The sequence below is a fragment of the Sodalis sp. RH22 genome (assembly GCF_047324165.1).
Taxonomy (GTDB): Bacteria; Pseudomonadota; Gammaproteobacteria; order Enterobacterales; family Enterobacteriaceae; genus Acerihabitans.
In genome coordinates this window covers 4,132,084-4,153,614 of record NZ_CP178731.1, presented here as the reverse complement: position 1 = coordinate 4,153,614, position 21,531 = coordinate 4,132,084, and the positions used below count along the sequence as shown (strand labels likewise).

At 59.1% G+C, this 21,531-nt stretch carries 17 protein-coding genes; 9 read left to right on the top strand and 8 right to left on the bottom strand.

Features of this window, described 5'->3' with window-relative positions; translation table 11 throughout:
- Window positions 1-488: 488 nt before the first annotated feature.
- Window positions 489-932, top strand: coding sequence for a universal stress protein UspA (uspA, locus tag ACL2XN_RS18800; RefSeq protein WP_162367300.1), 444 nt, complete (start codon window positions 489-491; stop codon window positions 930-932).
- A gap of 86 nt (window positions 933-1,018) precedes the next feature.
- Here the strand turns inward: uspA and rsmJ are convergent, their stop codons facing one another.
- On the bottom strand, window positions 1,019-1,807 hold the full coding sequence (gene rsmJ, locus ACL2XN_RS18795; protein ID WP_413729246.1) for a 16S rRNA (guanine(1516)-N(2))-methyltransferase RsmJ: 789 nt from the start codon (window positions 1,805-1,807) through the stop codon (window positions 1,019-1,021).
- On the bottom strand, window positions 1,807-3,849 hold the full coding sequence (gene prlC / locus ACL2XN_RS18790) for an oligopeptidase A (protein WP_413729245.1): 2,043 nt from the start codon (window positions 3,847-3,849) through the stop codon (window positions 1,807-1,809). Before prlC ends, rsmJ begins: the two co-directional genes overlap by 1 nt.
- A gap of 342 nt (window positions 3,850-4,191) precedes the next feature.
- On the opposite strand from prlC, the gene ACL2XN_RS18785 reads away from it, so the two are divergent.
- Window positions 4,192-4,614: a DoxX family protein gene (locus ACL2XN_RS18785; RefSeq protein WP_410013049.1), complete on the top strand. Its 423-nt coding sequence runs from the start codon at window positions 4,192-4,194 to the stop codon at window positions 4,612-4,614.
- Window positions 4,615-4,719: 105 nt separating this feature from the next.
- Here the strand turns inward: ACL2XN_RS18785 and ACL2XN_RS18780 are convergent, their stop codons facing one another.
- The gene (locus ACL2XN_RS18780; RefSeq protein ID WP_413727522.1) at window positions 4,720-5,124 is read right to left on the bottom strand and encodes an ASCH domain-containing protein; all 405 of its coding nucleotides are present in this window, start codon (window positions 5,122-5,124) and stop codon (window positions 4,720-4,722) included.
- Between the two features lie 195 nt (window positions 5,125-5,319).
- On the opposite strand from ACL2XN_RS18780, the gene ACL2XN_RS18775 reads away from it, so the two are divergent.
- The 4 genes from ACL2XN_RS18775 (at window position 5,320) to gorA (ending at window position 10,929) form a co-directional block, all read left to right on the top strand.
- Window positions 5,320-7,536 carry a glycoside hydrolase gene (locus tag ACL2XN_RS18775; protein WP_413729244.1) on the top strand — a complete coding sequence of 739 codons (2,217 nt, stop codon included), beginning with the start codon at window positions 5,320-5,322 and terminating at the stop codon, window positions 7,534-7,536.
- Between the two features lie 264 nt (window positions 7,537-7,800).
- Window positions 7,801-8,253, top strand: a complete 453-nt coding sequence (locus ACL2XN_RS18770; protein WP_410013046.1) for an RcnB family protein — start codon at window positions 7,801-7,803, stop codon at window positions 8,251-8,253.
- A gap of 306 nt (window positions 8,254-8,559) precedes the next feature.
- Window positions 8,560-9,402 (top strand): 23S rRNA (adenine(2030)-N(6))-methyltransferase RlmJ, encoded by an 843-nt coding sequence (locus ACL2XN_RS18765; protein WP_410013045.1) that lies wholly within the window; start codon window positions 8,560-8,562, stop codon window positions 9,400-9,402.
- 174 nt (window positions 9,403-9,576) lie between these two features.
- Window positions 9,577-10,929 (top strand): glutathione-disulfide reductase, encoded by a 1,353-nt coding sequence (gorA, locus tag ACL2XN_RS18760; RefSeq protein ID WP_413721663.1) that lies wholly within the window; start codon window positions 9,577-9,579, stop codon window positions 10,927-10,929.
- An 81-nt stretch (window positions 10,930-11,010) separates the two neighbouring features.
- On the opposite strand, the gene ACL2XN_RS18755 is transcribed toward gorA, so the two are convergent.
- Window positions 11,011-11,331 (bottom strand): hypothetical protein, encoded by a 321-nt coding sequence (locus ACL2XN_RS18755; RefSeq protein ID WP_410013043.1) that lies wholly within the window; start codon window positions 11,329-11,331, stop codon window positions 11,011-11,013.
- Between the two features lie 213 nt (window positions 11,332-11,544).
- On the opposite strand from ACL2XN_RS18755, the gene ACL2XN_RS18750 reads away from it, so the two are divergent.
- The gene (locus ACL2XN_RS18750; RefSeq protein WP_413729243.1) at window positions 11,545-11,973 is read left to right on the top strand and encodes a MarR family winged helix-turn-helix transcriptional regulator; all 429 of its coding nucleotides are present in this window, start codon (window positions 11,545-11,547) and stop codon (window positions 11,971-11,973) included.
- Window positions 11,970-13,367 carry a DHA2 family efflux MFS transporter permease subunit gene (locus tag ACL2XN_RS18745; RefSeq protein WP_413729242.1) on the top strand — a complete coding sequence of 466 codons (1,398 nt, stop codon included), beginning with the start codon at window positions 11,970-11,972 and terminating at the stop codon, window positions 13,365-13,367. The genes ACL2XN_RS18750 and ACL2XN_RS18745 overlap by 4 nt, the downstream gene beginning before the upstream one ends.
- Window positions 13,368-13,394: 27 nt before the next feature.
- Here ACL2XN_RS18745 and ACL2XN_RS18740 read toward each other — a convergent pair whose 3' ends face one another.
- Window positions 13,395-14,768 carry a cation:proton antiporter gene (locus ACL2XN_RS18740; RefSeq protein WP_413729240.1) on the bottom strand — a complete coding sequence of 458 codons (1,374 nt, stop codon included), beginning with the start codon at window positions 14,766-14,768 and terminating at the stop codon, window positions 13,395-13,397.
- A 235-nt stretch (window positions 14,769-15,003) separates the two neighbouring features.
- Here ACL2XN_RS18740 and ACL2XN_RS18735 point away from each other — a divergent pair, with 235 nt between their 5' ends.
- The gene (locus tag ACL2XN_RS18735) at window positions 15,004-16,125 is read left to right on the top strand and encodes a GNAT family N-acetyltransferase (RefSeq protein ID WP_413730995.1); all 1,122 of its coding nucleotides are present in this window, start codon (window positions 15,004-15,006) and stop codon (window positions 16,123-16,125) included.
- Window positions 16,126-16,176: 51 nt separating this feature from the next.
- Here ACL2XN_RS18735 and ACL2XN_RS18730 read toward each other — a convergent pair whose 3' ends face one another.
- The 3 genes from ACL2XN_RS18730 to ACL2XN_RS18720 all read right to left on the bottom strand — a co-directional run bounded on the left by ACL2XN_RS18730 (window position 16,177) and on the right by ACL2XN_RS18720 (window position 21,102).
- A complete protein-coding gene (locus ACL2XN_RS18730) occupies window positions 16,177-18,009 on the bottom strand; it encodes an ABC transporter ATP-binding protein (protein WP_410016691.1) in 1,833 nt (610 codons plus the stop codon).
- 300 nt (window positions 18,010-18,309) lie between these two features.
- Complete coding sequence (arcA, locus tag ACL2XN_RS18725; RefSeq protein ID WP_413729239.1) at window positions 18,310-19,578, bottom strand: arginine deiminase; 1,269 nt, start codon at window positions 19,576-19,578, stop codon at window positions 18,310-18,312.
- 15 nt (window positions 19,579-19,593) lie between these two features.
- The gene (locus tag ACL2XN_RS18720; RefSeq protein WP_413729238.1) at window positions 19,594-21,102 is read right to left on the bottom strand and encodes an amino acid permease; all 1,509 of its coding nucleotides are present in this window, start codon (window positions 21,100-21,102) and stop codon (window positions 19,594-19,596) included.
- Between the last annotated feature and the right edge of the window lie 429 nt (window positions 21,103-21,531).

Sequence of the window (21,531 nt, the reverse complement as noted above, 5' to 3'; positions counted from 1 at the left end):
CCCACCCCAAAAATTGATATAACCGAGAATGGATATACGCAGTAAAAATACTGCCGGACCTTGCAATATTGAGTGTAGAAAAGTTTGTCTAAAGAAAGCAATCGAAGCGACAAAAATTGTTCTTTTAGCCGGTTTTTTTTCAGCAACGCGGCCGCGCCTTGCCGGGCCACCCCGGCATACAGGCTACGTCGCATCCTCCCCGGATAATGCGCGATACCCTTTCTAATAAAAGCTATACTAAATTTAGTGCGTTGAAAAATTAATAATTATAATTCAATTATGTTAGTTATTGCTGTTAAGGTTTTACCGCCGGAGTATCGCCCCAGCCGAAAATGCTGGGCGGGTTGATAAATATCATACGGATAGGTGTGATCACGGCATCACTTCTGGAACGCCGCCGAGTGTTAAACTTAAGGCGTCACAGACATGCCGGATGAGTACCCACGTCGCGCGGAGTTAACGAGTGACATTTTGCAAGGAGTCTGATTATGTCTTATAAACACATCCTTATCGCCGTTGACCTTTCACCGGAAAGCAATGTGTTGGTGGAAAAAGCAGTATCGATGGCCAGACCGTACAACGCGAAGATTTCGTTGATCCATGTTGACGTCAATTATTCCGATCTCTATACCGGACTTATCGACGTCAATCTCGGGGATATGCAAAAACGCATCTCCGAGGAAACCCAAAATGCGATGACGCAGCTGTCGCAGAACGCCCATTATCCGATTGCCGAAATCCTCAGCGGCAGCGGCGATTTAGGCCAGGTGCTGGTGGATGCCATCAATAAGTACGATGTCGATCTGGTCCTGTGCGGACATCATCAGGATTTCTGGAGCAAGCTGATGTCGTCGGCCCGCCAGCTGATCAACACCGTCCATGTGGATATGCTGATCGTGCCGTTGAACGACGAAGAAGTCTACGAGGATTAAGCGTGTTGATGCGCACAGCCTCCGCCCTGCGGGGCGGGGGCCGGCGCATGCATGGTTTCACCCGATATTCCGCCTCTCCGGCGGGTTTAATCCGCCGTAACCTGTTGCTCTGCGGGGATTGCTTGCGGGGTATAGATATCGAAACGATGATTTTTTGTGGTGATATGGGCCTGGGCGGCAATGCCCGCCAGCGGCGGAGCATAGTCCGGGCGTTTGACCACCACCCGCCGGGTCGCCAGCGCGCGCGCGGGTAAAAGCAGTTCGTCGGCGTCCTCGTCGGCGCCCACCAGCGATTGAAACACCCGCATCTCTTTTTTAACCAGCGCGCTTTTCTGCCGGTGCGGAAACATCGGATCAAGATAAACCGCATCCGGACGCGGCCGCAGCCCGGTTAACCCGATCAGGCTGGAGCCGTGCACCAGCGTCAGGCGCTCACGCAGCCATGCCCCCACCTCCGGGTCGTCATAGGCCCGTTGCAGCCCGTCGTCCAGCAGCGCCGCCACCACGGGATGGCGCTCGAACATGCGCACACGGCAGCCGAGGGACGCCAGGACAAACGCATCGCGCCCCAGGCCCGCCGTCGCGTCCACCACGTCCGGCAGCGTTTTACCCTTTACGCCCACCGCCCGGGCGATGGCTTCGCCGCGTCCGCCGCCGAAGCGGCGGCGATGTGCCATTACCCCGCCGGTAAAATCGACGAAGATGGCGCCGAGCTTCGGCTCATCGCGCTTGCGCAGCTCAAGGCGCTCCGGCGTCAGCACCAGTTCCATCACCGCCGACGCATCGTGCAGCAGGCCCCAGCGTTCAGCCAGGGCCGCTAAACGCGCCTTGTCCACGCCCGGTTCACAACGCAGCGCCAGCGGCTCCAGCGGCATTATCCGCGGATACCGTAATGATGCAGCATGGCGTCCAGCTCGGGTTCACGGCCGCGGAAACGGACAAACAGCGCCATCGGCTCCTCGGAACCGCCGCGCGAGAGAATATTGTCCAGGAACGACTGGCCGGTTTGCCGATTGAAGATCCCCTCTTCCTCAAAGCGCGACCAGGCGTCCGCCGCCAGCACGTCGGCCCAGAGATAGCTGTAGTAGCCCGCCGCGTAACCGCCGGCGAATATATGGCTGAACGCATGGGGGAAACGGCTCCATTCCACCGCCGGCATGACCGCCACCTGCTGTTTCACCTCCGCCAGCGTTTGCAGGATGCGCGCGCCCTGTTCCTGGCTGTATTCGAAATGCATGCGGAAATCAAACAGGCCGAATTCCAGCTGGCGCAGGATAAACAGGGCCGCCTGGTAATTTTTCGCCGCCAGCAGCTTATCCAGCATGGCTTTGGGCAACGGCTCGTGGGTTTCATAATGGCCGGAGATAAAGGCCAGCGCCTCGGGCCGCCAGCAGAAGTTTTCCATAAACTGGCTGGGCAGTTCCACCGCGTCCCAGGGCACACCGCTGATGCCGGCAACCCCGGGAGTGTCGATGCGGGTCAGCATATGATGCAAGCCGTGGCCGAATTCGTGGAACAGGGTGGTGACCTCGTCGTGGGTAAACAGCGCCGGCTTGCCGCTGACCGGGCGGTTAAAATTGCAGGTCAGGTAGGCCACCGGCTTTTGCAGGCTGCCGTCGGCTTTGCGCAGCATGCCGACGCAATCGTCCATCCAGGCACCGCCGCGCTTATTGTCGCGGGCATATAAATCCAGGTAGAAACTACCGCGCAGCTCGCCCTGTTCGTCGAACAAATCGAAAAAACGCACCTCGGGATGCCAGGTATCCACATCCGTACGCTCCTCGGCGGTGATGCCATAGATGCGGTTCACCACCTCAAACAGGCCGTTTACCACCCGCTGCTCGGGGAAATAAGGCCGCAGCTGCTCATCGCTGATGGCGTAAAGATGTTGTTTTTGCTTTTCGCTATAGTAGGTAATATCCCAGGGATTTAACGCATCGCGGCCGTGGTGTTTGGCCGCGAAGGCGCGCAACTGCTCCAGTTCCTGCTCGCCCTGCGGACGGGCGCGCCGGGCCAGATCGGTGAGAAAATCCAGCACCTGCTGCGGATTTTGCGCCATTTTGGTCGCCAGGGACTTATCGGCATAGCTGGCGAAACCCAGCAGTTGGGCGAATTCGTGCCGCAGCGCCAGGATTTCCTCCATGATCGGGCCGTTGTCCCATTTGCCGGCATTGGGACCCTGGTCGGAGGCGCGGGTGACATAGGCGCGGTACAGTTCTTCACGCAGGGCGGCGTTATCGCAATACGTCATCACCGGCAGATAGCTGGGGATATCAAGGGTAATCAGCCAGCCTTCCTGCCCCTTCGCCTCCGCCTGGGCGCTGGCCGCGGCCAGCGCGCTTTCCGGCATGCCGCCGAGTTCGCCTTCGTCGGTAATCAGCTTGCTCCACCCCATGGTGGCGTCCAGCACATTATTGCTATAGGCCGAACCCAGCTCCGACAGGCGCGCGGCAATCTCGCCATAGCGCTTTTGTTTCTCGGGTGAAAGGCCGATCCCCGACAGCTCGAAGTCGCGCAGGGCGTTATCAACCGCTTTTTTTTGCGCCACGCTCAGCTCATCGTAGTATTCGCCGTTGCGCAAATCGCGATACGCGTCGTACAACCCCTTGTTCTGGCCCACCCAGGTACTGTATTCCGACAATAACGGCAGGCTTTGCTCATAGGCTTCGCGCAGCTCCGGGCTGTTCTGCACCGCGTTCAGATGGCCGACCGGCGACCAGATGCGGCCCAGGCGATCGTCCGCTTCCGCAAGCGGCTGGCATAAGGTGTCCCAGGTATACGGACCCGATAGCGCAACGATGCGCTCAACGGTCTGTCGGCAGTCGGCAAGGGCGGATTTTACCGCCGGGACGATATGCTCAGGAAGAATGGCGGAAAACGGCGGCAAGGAAAATGGAGTCAACAACGGATTTGTCATAGCGCGGCCCTGATCATTGTTTAAAAGATATGAAAGTAACATGAGGCTAACTATAGCGAAAATCAATGGCGGGCAACGGAATGTGTTATGCCGTTAACGCCGACGACGGCTAACGGCCCGTGGAAAATAGCGGCGGCGCGGGGAGAGAACAGCGCGGTTGCCGCCCCACACCCCAGGCTGAGGGATGCCAATATGCCCCGCGGCCGTAGGGGAAATTTATTTTCGTTATTGCTGCTATTTGGTTGATCTGGCTCATTTAAGCGGTGGGCTTTTGTCGCTGAAAAGAGTAATAATGGTTACAACGATAATCATTCAAATTTATTGCAAATGGGATGGTGTAAAATGATTGCTGCTTTTAACCGTATGCTGGATAAACCGGATTTAGGAAGATTAGTGCTGCGCGTCGCTTTTGGCGGCATGATGATGCTTCATGGCATCCATAAAGCGATCTATGGTATTGACGGTATCGTCGGCATGGTGGAGCGGCACGGCATGCCGGCGTTTGTTGCCTACGGTGTGTTTCTCGGCGAGATAGTGGTGCCGGTGCTGTTTATCCTCGGCATCCTGGTACGCCCCGCCGCGCTGGTATTTTGTTTTACCATGCTCTTTGCCTGGCTGATTACCAATCCGGGCATGATATTGACCCTGGACAAAGTGGGCGGCTGGGGTTTTGAGGTTATCGCCGTTTACCTGTTCGCCGGCATCGCCATAGCGCTGTTGGGCTGCGGCCGGTATAGCGTGATGAGCAATCCTAACCTGCGTTAAACGCCCGCCCCCTCCGGCTTGGATGGCCGGCAAGGCATGGCGCCGTGCGGGAAATACCCCGCCATCCCGGCCCGGGGACGGCGGCTGCGGGCGATATGCCGTTTTTCATTGAAGTCTTTCTATCAGCGTGAATTGCTCGAATACCAGCAGCATCTCCGGTGAAAAGCCGCCCTCGCGCTGAAAAAAATCCCGATGCGCCGCCCGCCAGTAGTCCAGGCTCTTATCTCCCTCGCCTTCCAGGGCGGCCATGTCGGCGGTCACGTCGCAATAACGCACCAACCGTTGCGCCACGGTGCGGATGACGCAGGCGGGATTGTCGGCGCCGTCCAGTATCACATGATAACCGCCGACAGCCGGGGCCCCGTCCTGCCGGAAAGCGGTATAAGAACAGCAGGACGCGGTTTTTTCGCCGCGCAGGACCAGGGCCAGCAGAGTATCGGCCATCTCGGCGCTGTCGCCAAAAGCCCAGAATTGGGCGCCGGGATAACGGTCCGCAAGAACAATCCGCATGATAACCCCATCCTTTCAATAAATTACCTGGAAAAAATCTAAACGATCCATTAACAGAAAAGCCGTATTGAGTAAAGTAAATGGCATTGCCACGCCGCCATGCTAGGGTTCACGACATCGCCAAATCCGGCTGAAGCAACACAAGCATTCCCCCTATAAATATAAAATAGTAACGCGGTATCCCGAGGTGACATCATGAACAAGACGCCCCGCCTCGCCGGGCAATGGCATTGCCTGGCCAAAAGCGTGACCTGCGGCCTGTTACTGCTGGCGGGATCGGCCAGCGCGTTAACCTTGCAACGCGATGACATGATCTTTACCGTTGACCCGTCCACGCTTGCCATCCGTATCGGCAATATGCCCGTAAATCAGCCGCAGGCGCCGGAGAAAGTCACTGCATTGAGCCACGGCCCCACCCAGGCCAGCTGGCACTGGCCGCAGCGCGCAATGAACGTCGCCCTGCGGCTGGGGGAAAACGAATTATATCTCGATTTCACGACCGCCAAGCCACAGCGCTTTACCTGGTTTTCCCTGCCCGAGCCGGTGGAAACACTGCTGTTGCCGCTGGCCGAAGGCAGCCGGGTGTCACTTAAGGATCCGCACTGGCAACAGTATCTGTTGGGCGAGATGTCATCGCTCAATACCAATATGGATTTAAAACTGCCGTTATGGAGCCAGTTGCAGGGCGGCCAGGTCGTCAGTTGGCTCTTACTCACGCCGATGCATAATGAGGTGGCATTTTCCGGCGCAGAAACCGCGGTGAAGATGGTCGCCGCGCATGAATTCAATCGATTTAATCAACATCAGCCTTTGCAGATCCTGCTTTATGCGGGGCGTTCAGAGCTTTCCGGCGCCTTGCGCTATCGGCAATATCTGCAGCAAACCGGTCAGTTCACATCATTACAGGATAAAATCCGCCTGGCGCCGGAGGGCGAAAAACTGATCGGGGCCACCCATGTTTATCTATGGGGCAACGGCCCGCTCGATGTGTCCGATGTTATTGACTGGCCCGGACTGGCGCTGTATCTGCAATCGCCAGGGGGATTATCCCTGTGGGATAAAATCGATAAAGAGGGCAGGCAAACCCTTGAGACCGTTAAAACCCGGATTCCGCAGCCATGGCAGCAAGCCTCGCTGACCGCCGCGCTGAATGCAGCCTTAATCGACAGCGTTCCTGTTAACGCCACGCCCGATGATCCTGATTTCCTGCCGGCGCAGCAGGCACAGGCCAACGCCATACGCCGGCTTGCCGAACAGCGCCTGGGCCCCTTTCTTGCCCCTGCCGCAGCCTGGGGCCAGGGGTTAAGCACGCCATTGATAACCGCATTGCATCAGGCGGGGCTGCCGCGGTTATGGCTGGCAACGGAAAAGTGGACCGCTAATTTTATGGCGGCGCGGGCGGTGGCGCTGGCAAAAAAATCAGGCTATCTGATCGCCACCTATGATTCATACGATACGGCTATCCCGCGCGGCGTTAATGACAGCTGGTTAAGCGCGCAGATACCCGCGGCGCTGCGCGAAAACTGCGCCATCGTGGAAGCGCATGGCGGCAAAAAGCCCGGTTTTGGCCAAAAAGGGTATTATCTTAACCCCAGCTGTATGCTGTCCTTTTCGCAGCGAAGAATAAGCGAACTGATGCATCTGGGGAATCTGAACAGCCTGTTCCTGGATGTCGACGGCACCGGCATGGCCGCGGATGACTATCATCCGGTCCACCCGAGCGGCGCGCAGCACACCATTGCCGCCCGCAATGCCCGCATGGCCTGGTTTAATACCACCTTTAAACTGCCCTTGGGATCAGAGGACGGCAACGCGGCCAATGCCGGTCAGCTTATGTTTGCGCATGGCACCCAGACCTGGGGATTTGGCTGGGGCCGCAAGGATATGTATCAGGATCGCCGTTCCCCCTGGTATCTCGGCGCCTGGTGGCCGGATGCCCAGCCGGCATTCTTTTTTGCCCCGGCAAAGGTGAAGGAGCCTTATCGCAGCGTTGTATTCGACCCGCGCAATCGTATCCCGCTTTATCAGGCCGTTTTTCACGATGCCCTTATCAGCAGCCATCACTGGCACACCGACAACCTCAAGTTAAGCGAGGTGAAAACGACCCGGACCTTGCTTAGCGGGCTGTATAACACGGCACCGATGTATCATCTTAATCGCGCCACGCTCGCCGCCAGACTACCGGAAATACTCAAAACGGATGCTGTCTTCCGCCCGCTGCATACCGCACTGTGGAATCAAGCGCTGACGGGTTTCCGCTGGCTGGACGACGCCGGCTGGGTGCAGCAAACCACGTTTAGCGACGGGTCGGTGATTGTCGCCAACTTCAGCCAAAGCGCCTTTGCGGATATTCCCGCCCAAGGCCTGCGCGCAACCCTGGCCGACGGCCGGATACTGGATTTTAAAGGATAGCGTCATGCGTAACGCCTAAGGAAGCCGGTTCCTTCCCGCGGCATCACCACCGGGGCCGGACACTATGCCGCGCGCGTTTAACCATGGCTGATAGCCGGGGGGCGCCCGCATTACCTTCACATATGTAAGGAATGCGATAAGGGCGGTAAATCATTGTCAGTAGGGCATTTTTTTAAGATATTTCCTGATGTCGTCCCGTCTGATCTCGCTGATAGTGTGCTTACTGGCTTGGCGAAGCAGTCGCTTAATTGAGGGTGACGAAAAATGAAAAAATCTACGCTGCTAATGGTAATCACATTAATTTCAGCAAGCGCCTGCCTCCCGACAGCGTCATACGCCGACGGTCCCGGCGGACACGACGGCCAGGATTGGCAGCCCCGCAACGGGGGCGGCGACCATCACGGTAATGGCGGCCCGGGCGGACAAGGCGGCCATGACAACCGGGGCGGCCATGATAACCGGGGCCATGGCGACCGGGGCGGCCCGCGCGGCCGTGAACGCGACCATTTCGCCTGGAACGGCCATGATTTCAGGCGCGGACATCCGGTACCGCGCTATTACCGCGAACATTACCGCGTTGATGACTGGCGTAGCCGTGGCCTGTACGAGCCGCCCAGAGGCGAGCAATGGGCCTATATCGACGGTAATTATGTACTGATGGCGGTGGCGACCGGAGTGATAACGTCCATTATCGTCGGCAGCATGCTGCATAACTAACGCCTTTTCCTGCCGATGGGTTAACGCCCATCGGCAGGCTTTACCTGGTTTTCCCCCTCGTTTTCCCCCGCCCTGGCGCTATCCAGGCATAAAAAAGCCCGCAGGTCGCGGGCAATGCTTTTCCCTTTTTATCCCCAAGGCGGTTTATACTAGCGCCCATGATATGCTGTGCCCTGTAGCGCGCCCCGTACCTGTCTTGCCGTTAGGGCCGTAAATCTTCAGCACCGCAACGACGCACAGTAGTCACTTTCGGTAACGCACTGATTATACTGTAAATAACAACATCATCTGAAAGCGCAAAACACTATGTTAAGTTATCGCCACAGTTTTCATGCCGGTAATCACGCCGATGTGCTGAAACACACCGTCCAGAGTCTGATCCTGACGGCCATGAAGGAAAAAGAAAAACCTTTCCTTTATCTTGATACCCATGCGGGTGCCGGGCGCTATTTGCTCAGCAGCGAGCGCGCCGAACGCACCGGGGAATACCTGGATGGCATCGGCAAGATCTGGCAGCGGGACGATTGTCCGGCGCTGCTGGACCCCTACCTGACGGTAATCCGTCATTATAACCGCAGCGGTACCCTGCGTTATTACCCCGGCTCGCCGCTGATTGCGCGCCAGATGCTGCGCGCGCAGGACAAGCTGCACCTGACGGAACTGCATACCAGCGATTATCCGCTGCTGCGCAATGAGTTCCAGAAAGACGCGCGCGCCGAAGTATTGCGCGCCGACGGTTATGCCCAGTTGAAATCCCAACTGCCGCCGCAGAGCCGGCGCGGGATGATCCTGATGGACCCGTCCTATGAGCTGAAATCCGATTATCCCGACGTAGTGTCCGGCATTGAGGAGGGCTACAAGCGTTTTGCCACCGGCATTTACGCCCTGTGGTATCCGGTAGTGCTGCGCCAGCATGTGAAAAAAATCCTGGCATCGCTTGAGAAAACCGGCATCCGCCGCATCCTGCAAATCGAACTGGCGGTCAGGCCGGACAGCGACCAGCGCGGCATGACCGGCTCGGGCATGATTGTGATCAATCCGCCGTGGATGCTGGAGCAACAGATGACCGAGCTGTTGCCCTGGCTGCACCAGGCGCTGGTGCCCACCGGACACGGCCATACGCTGGTGCGCTGGGTGGTTCCGGAATAACCGCGGGCGAATCCGGCGGCGCCCGGGCGGCGGCCAACGCCGGGCCAACGCCCAGGCCGGCGCATTGCCACGGCGCCCCGCTCTGCGCCTATCGGAGGGATTGATGCAAACTTTGCGACAAATGCGTTTTGCGCGTTAAACTTGTGCCCATCAAAAGACCAAAAGGGAATCCTGATGACCAGACATTACGACTATCTTGCTATTGGCGGCGGCAGCGGCGGTATCGCCTCGATTAACCGTGCCGCATCGTACGGCCGGAAGTGCGCGCTGATCGAGGCCAAATATCTTGGCGGCACCTGCGTCAATGTCGGTTGCGTCCCGAAAAAAATCATGTGGCACGCGGCGCAAATCGCCGAAGCGATCAAGCTCTACGGTCCGGATTATGGTTTCGACACCACCATTAACCATTTTGACTGGCAGACCCTGGTCAAGAGCCGCAGCGCCTATATCGACCGCATCCATCAGTCCTACGAGCGGGTGCTGGGCAATAACAACGTCGATGTTATCGAGGGTTTCGCCACCTTTGTTGACGCGCATACCGTAGCAGTCAACGGCGAACACATCACCGCCGATCATATTCTGATCGCGACCGGCGGACGCCCCAGCCATATCGATATCCCCGGCGCCGAATACGGTATCGATTCCGACGGTTTTTTCGCGCTGGACGCCATGCCGCAGCGCGTGGCGGTGGTCGGCGCCGGTTATATCGCGGTGGAGCTTGCCGGAGTGGTGAATGCGCTGGGCGCGCAGACCCATTTGTTTGTGCGTAAGCACGCGCCGCTGCGCACCTTCGATCCGCTGGTGGTGGATACGCTGGTGGAAATCATGCAGGCGGAAGGCCCGAACCTGCATACCGGCTCCATTCCCGAAACCATTGTGAAAAACCAGGACGGCAGCCTGACGCTGACGCTGGAAAACGGCCAGGTATTTACCGTCGACGCGCTGATTTGGGCCATCGGGCGCGAGCCGTCCACTGATAACCTCAACCTGGCCGCGGCCGGGGTGGAAACCGACAGCAACGGCTATATCCGGGTGGATAAATACCAGAATACCAATGTCCAGGGCATCTACGCCGTCGGCGACAATACCGGCGCGGTGGAACTGACCCCGGTGGCGGTGGCCGCGGGTCGCCGCCTGTCGGAACGCTTGTTTAACGGCAAGCCGGAAGAACATCTGGATTACAATCTCATCCCAACCGTCGTGTTCAGCCATCCGCCCATCGGCACCATCGGCCTGACCGAGCCGGAAGCGATCGCCAAATACGGTGAAAAACAGATCAAGATATACAAAACAGCGTTTACCTCCATGTACACCGCCGTGACCAGCCATCGCCAGCCATGCAGGATGAAGCTGGTGTGCCTGGGGCCGGAGGAAAAAATTATCGGCCTGCACGGCATCGGCCTGGGCATGGATGAGATCCTTCAGGGCTTTGCCGTGGCCATGAAGATGGGCGCCACCAAGCGTGATTTTGATAATACCGTGGCGATTCATCCCACCGCGGCGGAAGAATTGGTCACCATGCGATAAGTCTATACCCCATCGTCCCATCCCGGTAAAAATCCGGAAAACGCGTTCACTGGCGATAGATCCCCTGATCTACCGCCAGTGTCATTTTCCGGCACCGCCATGGAAACGCCCGAACGCGCGGGCGCACACCAGCGCCATTAACAGCGCGCCCAGGCCGGCGGCGCCCGCGTCCGCCATAGCGCGTAGAGTGAAAGATCCCACCTGGTAAATCAAAAAATAGGCCAGCGCCACATTGAATGCCCCCCACAACACATTAACGGTTGCCGATGACAGCCCCTGGCCCGGCGGCGTGGCAAAGGGACTTTGGAAAGACCGCCCCATCATTCCGCTGACCAAATGTGGAATCGCGTTGGCGACAACGGCTCCGCCCAAGAAATACGACAGGTAGTGATACCACGGCATGCGGGGATCCTCCAATGGCCATATCAGTGTGTTGCCCGCCGCTTGCCGCGCAGCGGCCGATGGCTTCGCCCGGCGGCGCGGGTTGACGGCGCCAGGTGCGCGGCGCCAGGAATGAGATTTGCACTTAACAGTCAAACTTGCAAGTTTATCTTGCAAGTTTGACTGGCAACATTCATGCTTTCCCTATCATTTACCCATTATGGTGACCAGGTCATGTCAGCCAATACCCCGGAGCAAGACGTTTTCGATTTTATGCAGGCGATAGGGATGCTTATCCGGCGTACCCGCAATGAATCCGGGGCGGGAGAACTTTCAATGACCGAGTCTGTCGTCATGTCGCGGCTGGCTAACGACGGCCCCGCCACCACGGCGGCGCTGGCGCGTGCCGAAAGGATGAAGCCGCAGTCTATGGGCGCGACCATTGCCGCGCTTGAACACATGGGCATCGTCAGGCGTACGCCGCATGCCACCGACGGCCGCCAGGTGCTTATCGAGCTGACGGCGCGCGGGGTTGAGCTACGCAAGAAAAACCGCGAGGCGAAACGGCTGTGGTTATCGCAGGCGATCGCGGAACTTGACGTGGAAGAACGCGCCATGCTTTTCAAGGCCGGCGGGATCATCAAACGACTGGCCGAAAAATGAACCCGGGAACGAAGCGCGGCAACGCGCCCGGCGAAATCGGCTCATCCGTGTGGAAAGTGGCCGTCGTCGTCTTGATCGGGTCGTTTATGACGCAGCTCGATTCGACCGTGGTCAACGTTTCACTCCCGGCCATCAGCCATACGCTCGGCTCATCCATTGCGACGGCGCAGTGGATCGTCAGCGGCTATCTGCTGGCGATGACCCTGATGCTGCCGCTCAACGGCTGGCTCGTGGATCGCATCGGCGCAAAGCGGCTTTATCTTATCTGTTTCGCGGTCTTTATCCTGGCGTCCGTTCTGTGCGGCGCGTCGCGGACGATGGGCGGATTGATCGCCGCCCGGGTGTTCCAGGGTCTGGTGGGCGGCGTGCTGGCGCCCATGACGCAGATGATGATTGCGCGCGCGGCGGGGAAAAACATGGCGCGGGTAATGGGCTACGCCACGCTGCCTATCCTGCTCGCACCCATTCTCGGTCCGGTGGTGGCCGGGACGATCCTTATGCAGGCCACCTGGTCCTGGTTGTTCTACCTTAACGTACCGGTGGGGGTGGCAGGTGTCGCACTGGCGGCGTTACTGCTGCCGGGCGATGCCGTCACCTTGCCATCGCGGCCGTTCGATTTTCCCGGTTTCGCGCTGATTTCCCCCGGCCTCGTGGCGTTGATTTACGGGCTGCAAAATGCGGCGCACGCCGGGGGACGATGGCTGCTGCTTGCGGCCATCGTGGTTCTGGCCGGGTTCGTACGCTATTCCTTGCGCAAGGGGGATTCAGCGCTGATCGACGTACGGATTTTCTCGCACCGGACCTTCTCTGTCGCCGCGATCACACAATTTTTCGCCAGCGGCATCATGTACGGCCGGCAGCTGATCGTCCCGCTGTACCTGATAGCCGGCTGTGGGTTATCCGCCGCGCACGCGGGCTGGCTTATCGCCGCGACGGGGATCGGCATGATGTGCTCGTTTGCGTTGCTGGGGGCGTTGACCGACAGGTACGGCTGCCGCGCGGTCTCGGCGGGCGGCGCGTTGCTGGCGTTCCTGAGCACCCTGGCGTTCCTGTGGATGGCAAGCCATCTGTTCTCCCCCGCCTGGGCCATGGCAAGCCTGTTTCTCGCCGGCGTGGGCCAGGGAACCATCAGCATACCATCCATATCGGCCGCGTATGCGTCGATACCGAAAGCGAGGCTTGCCGTGGCGAACACCGCGCTGAATATCGCACAACGGATCGGCGGGCCGGTGGCGACCACGCTCCTGGCCATGGCCGTCTCGTTAACCCCGCCGCACCCCGCTCATGCCCAGCCGCGGCAATTCTTGCTGGCCTTTGCGCTGCTTTCGGGCCTGCACCTGTTGGCGTTCGTGGCGGCGATGTTCCTGCCGTTGCGCATATCGCGCGCAGCCTGAGCCAGAAACACCGGCGCGGCAACCGGCTCAGCCCTCGCCGGAGGAGTCGGGCCTGTCCCGGCGTTGCGCGGCCGCCGCCATTTTGTTCTGCCGCCAGTTAAGCAGCGGCGAAACCGAGATGCCGTGCACGATAACGCTTGCCACAATCAGCGTAAACGCCATATTGGCCATGCGCTCGGCATCAGGGCCGGACAGGCCGTGGATATAGGCCCAGGTAATATAGTTGATGCTGCCGATGCCGCGGATACCCAGCCAGCCGATCAAGACCCGGTGCAGGCGCGGCGTGCCGCTGCCGATGGTCGCCGCATACACTGCGAGCGGGCGAACCAGCAAAAATACGATTGCCGCCAGCACCAATCCCATGGGATCCCAATGCAGCGCCAGGGTGACGCCCAACACGATAACGATACCGGCGGCAAACAACCGTTCCATGGTATCGCCAAAGGAGAGCGCGTCGCTGACCACCAGGCCGACGGAGCGCAGCGGCCCCGACGCACCGGACTCATGGCGCTGGTTGGGATTGACCAGGGATTCCGCCGTGCCGCCGCGCGCGTCCTCCGGCAAATGGTCCGGCGAATGCCGGGAAAAGATGCCCAGCTCGGTGCGCCTGAGCCCGACGCCGGCGGCAAACGTGGCTAAAAAGCCCGACGCATCCAGGCTTTGCGCCGCGGCGTAGCTTAATGCCACCAGCGCCAGGGCCAGGAAATCATTGGGCGCGGTGTCGTTCCGGGTACTTTTCAGGTGCGTGGCCAGATGGCCAATCAGCCGGCCCATGCCAAAACCGATGCCCAGCCCGCCCAGCAGCGCCCAGGCGACATCGCGCAGCGCCCAGTGGCCCAGCATGCCGAACGACAGCGGCTCATGGGTGGTCAGCAGCAGCATGGCCAACATCAAAATCGGCAGCGCCGTGCCGTCGTTCATGCCCGCTTCGCTGGACAGGGAGACCCGCAGGCTATCGTCGTCGCGGGCGTCGTTAACCGAAATCAGGCTGGCCAGCACCGGATCGGTAGGCGCCACTATCGCGCCGAAGGCCAGGGATAGCGGCCAGGAGAATCCGGTCAGCCAGTGGGCGGCCAGCGTCACGCCGCCGACCGTCAGGATCATCGCCGGGAAAGCCAGGCGCAGTCCCATGCGCCAGCCCGGGTCCTGGAACGGCAATCGCAGCTTGAGGCCGGTAATAAACAGCGAGGCGGCCATGGCAATTTCGGTGACATGCGCGATTAACATCGCGTGGGCGGCCACATCCACCCGCAGCAGGTTCAGCACCCAGGGACCGCAGACGATGCCCGCCAACAGATATACGCCGAATGAGGTGACGGGCCCGCGATGGATCCAGCCGGACGCCAGCGACATGACTAATAACAAGCCGCCCACGGCCGCTGTCCATCCCGTAAAACCCATGCGTTCCCCTGATAATGTCGTTATTCCCCTCTAAGTATGATCTATTTTTTTTATTCGCTCTGATTATGTGTGGACGGACTATCGGCACCCCGGCACGGCATATCGCGTCACGCGGGAAAACCGAACCGCCTTGCGATGCCGCGCCTTTGCCACTGCGTGCCCCCGCCCTTGCGTATCGCGCGGCAACTGGCTACTGTTCTTTCTGATTGTCGGCACTTCACCGGAGCATATTGTGATGTCTTTAACGTCCCTGGCGCGCCTGCGCGATATTCCCGCCGGCGAGTGGGATGCCCTGGTCCCGGCCGGACAACCCTTTCTGCGCCACGCCTTTTTGTCGTCTCTTGAGGACAGCGGCAGCCTTGATCCGCGTTCGGGCTGGCAAGCCGACCATCTGTTATGGGTGGAGGACGGCCGTACCCTTGCCGCCATGCCCGGCTACCGGAAACACCACTCCTATGGCGAATATGTTTTCGATCAGGGCTGGGCGGAAGCCTGCGAACGCGCCGGTATTCAGTATTATCCCAAATGGCTGGGCGCCGTGCCCTTCAGTCCGGTAACCGGCGCCAGGCTGCTCGGCGACCCGGCGGCGGGCGCCCGGCTGCTGGCGGCGCTGCCGGGGCATCTGGCCCGCCACGGCCTCTCGGGCGCGCATATCAACTTTACCGATTCCCGCGCCAACGGTCTGCTGGCGGCCGAGCCGGACTGGCTCAGGCGCCTGGGTTGCCAGTATCATTGGTTTAATCGCGACTACCGGGATTTCCAGGATTTTCTTGATGCCCTGACCTCGCGCAAACGCAAGCAAATGCGCAAGGAACGCGGGCAGGTCCTGGCGCAGGGCATTGAGTTCGCCTGGCTTGCGGGCGGGCAGGTGAGCGAGGCGCAGTGGGACTTTATTTACGCCTGCTACGCCAATACCTATGAGGTGCGCGGCCGCACGCCCTACCTGGCACGGGACTTTTTTAGCCTGCTGGCCGCACGGATGCCCGACGCCGTCCGGGTGGTGCTGGCCAGCCAACGGGGCCGCCCGGTGGCCATGGCCTTCAGCCTGGTGGACGGCGATACGTTTTACGGGCGCTATTGGGGCTGCCTGGCGGAATTCGATCGGCTGCATTTCGAAACCTGTTTTTACCAGGGCATTGATTATGCCATTGCCCATGGGCTGGCGCGTTTTGACGCCGGCGCCCAGGGCGAGCATAAGCTTATCCGCGGTTTCGAGCCGGTGCTGACCGACTCATGGCACTACCTGCGCCACCCCGGCCTGCGCGAGGCGGTGGCCGATTTCCTGACGCAAGAACAACAGGCCGTGCGCGCCTGGGCGCAGGACGCCAGGCAGTCGCTACCCTACCGCCAGGACTGAGCAAAACGTGGCGATAACCGGCACCGACCAAGCGCCATGCCGCCGCCCTGATTACTCCGCCCCGACAAATCCGCCGGTCTGGTATTGCCATAACCGGGCATACAACCCCTGGCGGGCCAGCAGTTCGTTATGGCTGCCGACCTCGGCGATGCGCCCATTATCCAGCACCACCAGCCGATCCATCTTGATAATGGTCGACAGCCGGTGGGCGATGGCAATGACCGTCTTGCCGCGCATCAGCAGCTCCAGGCTTTCCTGGATGGCCGCCTCCACCTCCGAATCCAGCGCCGAGGTCGCCTCGTCCATAATCAGGATCGGCGCGTCCTTCAGCAATACCCGGGCGATGGCGATACGCTGGCGCTGCCCGCCGGAGAGCTTCACGCCGCGCTCGCCGACATGGGCATCCAGGCCGGTACGGCCCTGCGGGTCGGACAGCAGCGGGATAAACTCGTCGGCGCGGGCGCGGCGAATGGCATCCCACAGTTGCTCGTCGCTGGCGCCGGGTTTGCCATACAGCAGGTTATCGCGGATAGAACGGTGCAGCAGGGAGGTATCCTGGGTGATCATGCCGATCTGCGCCCGCAGGCTCTCCTGGCTGACGTGGGCGATATCCTGCCCGTCGATAAGAATCCGGCCGCCGTCCAGGTCGTACAGGCGCAGCAGCAGGTTCACCAGCGTCGACTTGCCGGCTCCGGAGGGGCCGATCAGACCGATTTTTTCGCCGGGTTGGATAAACAGATCCAACCCGTTTATCACCGGCCGCTCCCGGCCGTAGTTAAAATCAACATGATCAAACCGAATGGCGCCGCGGTCGACCACCAGCCGCTGCGCCCGCGGCCGGTCGGTGACGCTGACCGGTTGGGCGATGGTTTCCAGGCCGTCCTGCACCATGCCGATATTTTCAAAAATGCCGTTAACCACCCACATGATCCAGCCCGACATATTGACGATGCGGATCACCAGGCCGGTGGCCAGCGCAATGGCGCCCACGCTTAACAGCGACTGGGTCCATAACCACAGCGCCAGCCCGGTGGTGCCGACGATCAGCAGGCCGTTGAGCGTGGTGATCACCACGTCCATACTGGTGACCACACGGCTTGCCAGCTGGGTTTTATACGTCTGCTCGCTGATAGCCTCGCGGGCATACTGCTGCTCCAGCGCCGTATGCGCGAACAGTTTCAGGGTGGTGATATTGGTATAGCCGTCGACAATACAGCCCATCAGCTTGGAACGCGCCTCTGAAGACGCCACCGAGCGGGCTTTGACCCTGGGCACGAAATAATACAGGCAGACCAGGTAGCCGAAAATCCAGGCCACCAGGGGGATCACCAGACGCCAATCCGCCTCGGCAAACAGCACCAGCGTGGTGATGGCGTAAATCAACACATGCCACAGGGCGTCCACCGCCTGCACCAGCGAGTCGCGCAGTGAATTGCCGGTTTGCATAATGCGCTGGGCGATGCGGCCGGCAAAATCATTCTGGAAAAAATTCAGGCTCTGGCGCAGCACGTAGTTATGATTTTGCCAGCGGATCAGGCTGGTCATACCCGGGCTGATGGTCTGGTGCACCAGCAGGTCGTGCAGGCCGATGAACACCGGACGCAGCAACAGGATCACCACCGTCATCCACAGCAGTTCGCCGCCGTGCTCGCTGAAAAAACGCGTGCCGGGCGTGCCGTTGACCAGGTCGATAATCCGGCTCAGGTAGCTGAACATCGCCACCTCGATAAGCGCGCCGACCAAACCCACCACCAGCAGCGCGGCAAAGCTCGGCCAGACCTGGCGCAGATAATACCAATAGAAAGGCCATACCCGGCCGGGTGGCGCCTTCGTCGGCGCTTCCTGGAAAACGTCGATAAATTTTTCGAAACGGCGGTACAGCATCACAATCCTCTCATCTCGTTTAAGCTGGGCGTACCCGGGATAAAGAAGAGTAGTGCATTTTGCGCCGGATTTTTGACTCAATTCACCGCTCATTAAGCCACAGTATCTTATGGCGGCGAGGAAACGCGGCGGGGCTCATGACGTAAAAAACGGCGCGCTCCCCGGCGCCCGCCGTCAGGTTGCCGCCGGCAGGCGTTATGCAGAGCGCGCCGTTCCACTGCTTCTCTTATTGATGCCGCCGCGTGAACGGGCGGATGTTATCGGCGCAATCCCGACGGCCTTGTCCCTTGGCGCGCGGGATCACTCAACCGCGTCGCGAATCAGCGGACAGGTCATGCAATGACCGCCGCCGCGTCCGCGGCCCAGCTCGCTGCCCACGATTTCAATGACCTCCACCCCTTCTTTACGCAGCCGGGTATTGGTTTTGGTATTGCGATCATAGGCCATGACCTTGCCGGGAGACAGCGCCACCATGTTATTGCCGCTGTCCCACTGCTGGCGTTCGGTATCGTAATCATTGCCCTCGGTTTCGACCACACGCAGCGTATCCAGGTTTAACGCCGCGGCCACCGCCTCGACAAAGGAGCCCTGGTCGCGGCTGAGCTTCATGCCGGTCGGGCCGTCGTCCGGACGCAGGGAAAACGTTTTGATTTGATTGACGATGGCCGGATACAGCGTCACCACATCCCGATCGCAGAAGGTGAATACCGTATCCAGATGCATCGCCGCGCGCAGTTTCGGCATGGCGGCAATCATTACCCGTTCCACCCCGGACTGTTTTTTAGCGAACAGCGACGCCGCCAGTTGGGTAATGGCCTGGTGCGAGGTACGTTCGCTCATGCCGATGAGCACCGTTTTATTGCCGATAGGCATCACATCGCCGCCTTCCAGGGTGGCGGTGCCGTGGTGAACCGTCGGATCGCCATACCAGACATCGAAATGGGCATGGGCAAAATCCGGATGGAATTTATAGATAGCCGCCATCAGCAATGTTTCCTCATGGCGGGCCGGCCAGTAAAGCGGGTTAAGCGTGACGCCGCCGTAGATCCAGCAGGTCGTGTCGCGGGTATACAGGGTATTGGGCAACGGCGGCAGCAGGTACTCGGTAATGCCCACCGCTTCACGGATCAGCGTCAGTTCCTCATGATCGGCATATCCCTGTGCGGCCAGTTCGGTGGTGGAGAGGCCGCCTATCAGCACTTCGGCCAGGATCCGCGGCGGCAGGCCATCGAGGAAACTGCGGGTTTCGCTTAATATCCCAAGCGTTACCTCATCGGGCACGATTTGCTGATCCAGCAGCCAGCTCCTGGCCAAAGGATTTTCCAGGGTCGTCGCCAGCAGGTTATGCATTTCCACCACCTCGACGCCCTGCTCGCGCATTTTGGTCATAAAGTCGAAATGATCGCGTTTGGCGCGCTCCACCCACAGCACGTCGTCAAATAACAGTTCATCACAGTTACTGGGCGTCAGGCGATTATGCGCCCTCCCCGGCGCGCACACCAAGACCTTGCGCAGTCGTCCCACTTCCGAATAAACGCCATACTCCGCAGGTTTTTGCTTCTCTGTCATATCAGCTCCCGTCATTTAGATGGTGATAACCCCGGTGGCGAGACTCCACAGCGCCGCAATGGCCGCCAGCATCACGACGATAAAGACTATCCGTTCCGCCGCGGTGAATAATTCCGCCTTCTGTTCACGTTTTGCGAGAATAAACAGCACGGTGCCGGATCCGTAGATCACGGCGGACAACAGCAGATACTTTAATCCGCCGGCATAAATCATCAGCAACGCGTAAAAGGTAGCGATTGCCGCAAAAAGCAGGTCTTTTTTATGCCCCCGCCAATCGGTTTCATAGGTCTCGCCGGTCCAGGCCAGCTTTAAGGCGTAGGCGCCGACCAATAAATAAGGGATAAGCGTCAGCGAGCTGGTCAATTCAAGCGCCAGCTGAAAGGCATAATCACTAAACAACGTCAGGACCAGGAAAACCTGGATGGTGATATTGGTCAGCCATACGGCGGCGGAGGGGACCGCCCGGCTATTTTCCGTGGCGAATATCTTCGGCATGCTTTGGCTTTTGGCGGCGCAGAACAGCACTTCCGCCGCCAGCAGCGACCAGGAGAGATATGCGCCGAGCACCGAAATAATCAGCCCCGCGCTGATAAACACCGCACCCCAGCGGCCCACCACCGCTTCCAGCACGCCGGCCATGGACGGCTGGCGCAAGGCGGCCAGGTCCGGGCGCAGCAATACGCCGTAGGACAGCATGGTCACCAGGATCATCAGGCACAGCACGCCGATAAAACCCAGCACCGTGGCAATGCCGATATGGCTGCGCTGCCGGGCATAGCGGGAATAGACGCTGGCGCCCTCGATTCCTAAAAAGACAAATACCGTCACCAGCATGGTGCTCCGTACCTGGGAAAACAGCGATTCGGGCTGCGCCGCCGGCGCCATCGCCAGGGCGGCATGGCCGGCATAGCCGTAGTCGTTGAGGTGCGATACGTCGCCGCCGCGCGCCAAATCCGGGACGCCCCAGAAATTGGCGGCAAAAAAATCGCCTTTGAAGGCGAAAATCAAGACAATGACAAAACAGAATATCGGAATAACTTTGGCGAAGGTGGCGATGGTATTGATTGACGCGGCGCCTTTTACGCCACGCAACAACAGCACATGGAATGCCCAGAGAATAACCGAAGCCACCAGTACCGCCGGCACGGTATCGCCATTGCCGAATATCGGAAAAAAGGCGCCAAGCGTGGATTTTATTAAAATATAATAAGAAACGTTGCCTATACAGGTGCCCGCCCAGAATCCCAGGGCGGAGGCAAAACCTAAATAATCGCCGAATCCTTCCTTGGCATAAATAAATACCCCGGAATTGAGTTCAGGCTTGCGCTGGGCCAGCGTCTGGAAGACAAAAGCCAGCATCAGCATACCGCCGCCCGCGATACACCAGGCGATCAGGGCGCCGAAGCCGCCGGTGGCGCGACCGAAGGTGGCCGGCAGGGAAAATATACCGGCGCCGATCATCGACCCCACCACCAAAGCCGTAAGCGACCATAGAGACAATTTCGCGTCTGCTGAGTTTGTCATATATATTCTCAATGTCTTGCGGTAAATCATAAATTAACTCATTTTTTACGCAATGTATTGTGATCTTTTCGTGATTTTAGATTTTTGCAATATATCCATTCCATGCCTTTGGCGGCATGCCTGTCGCCATGATTTCTATATCCATAGAAACTAAATGATGAATTATTTTTAATACGAAAGTTAATTTTAGAAGGAAATCATATTAATTATATTTATTACATATTACCTAACAACATTAAAAAAACGCGGTGGAATATCCGCCGATATCATAGTTATTATTTCTCGCACCGCTGCGCCTTTAAATATGCCGCGAAGACCATTATGCCGTTTTTTATCATGCCGGGTCCGCTACGCGGCGGCATGGGCGCTTGACCGGGGCCGTGGTTTTTCTGTTTTCCACGCGAGGGGATTTGCCGGTATCATCCGGCG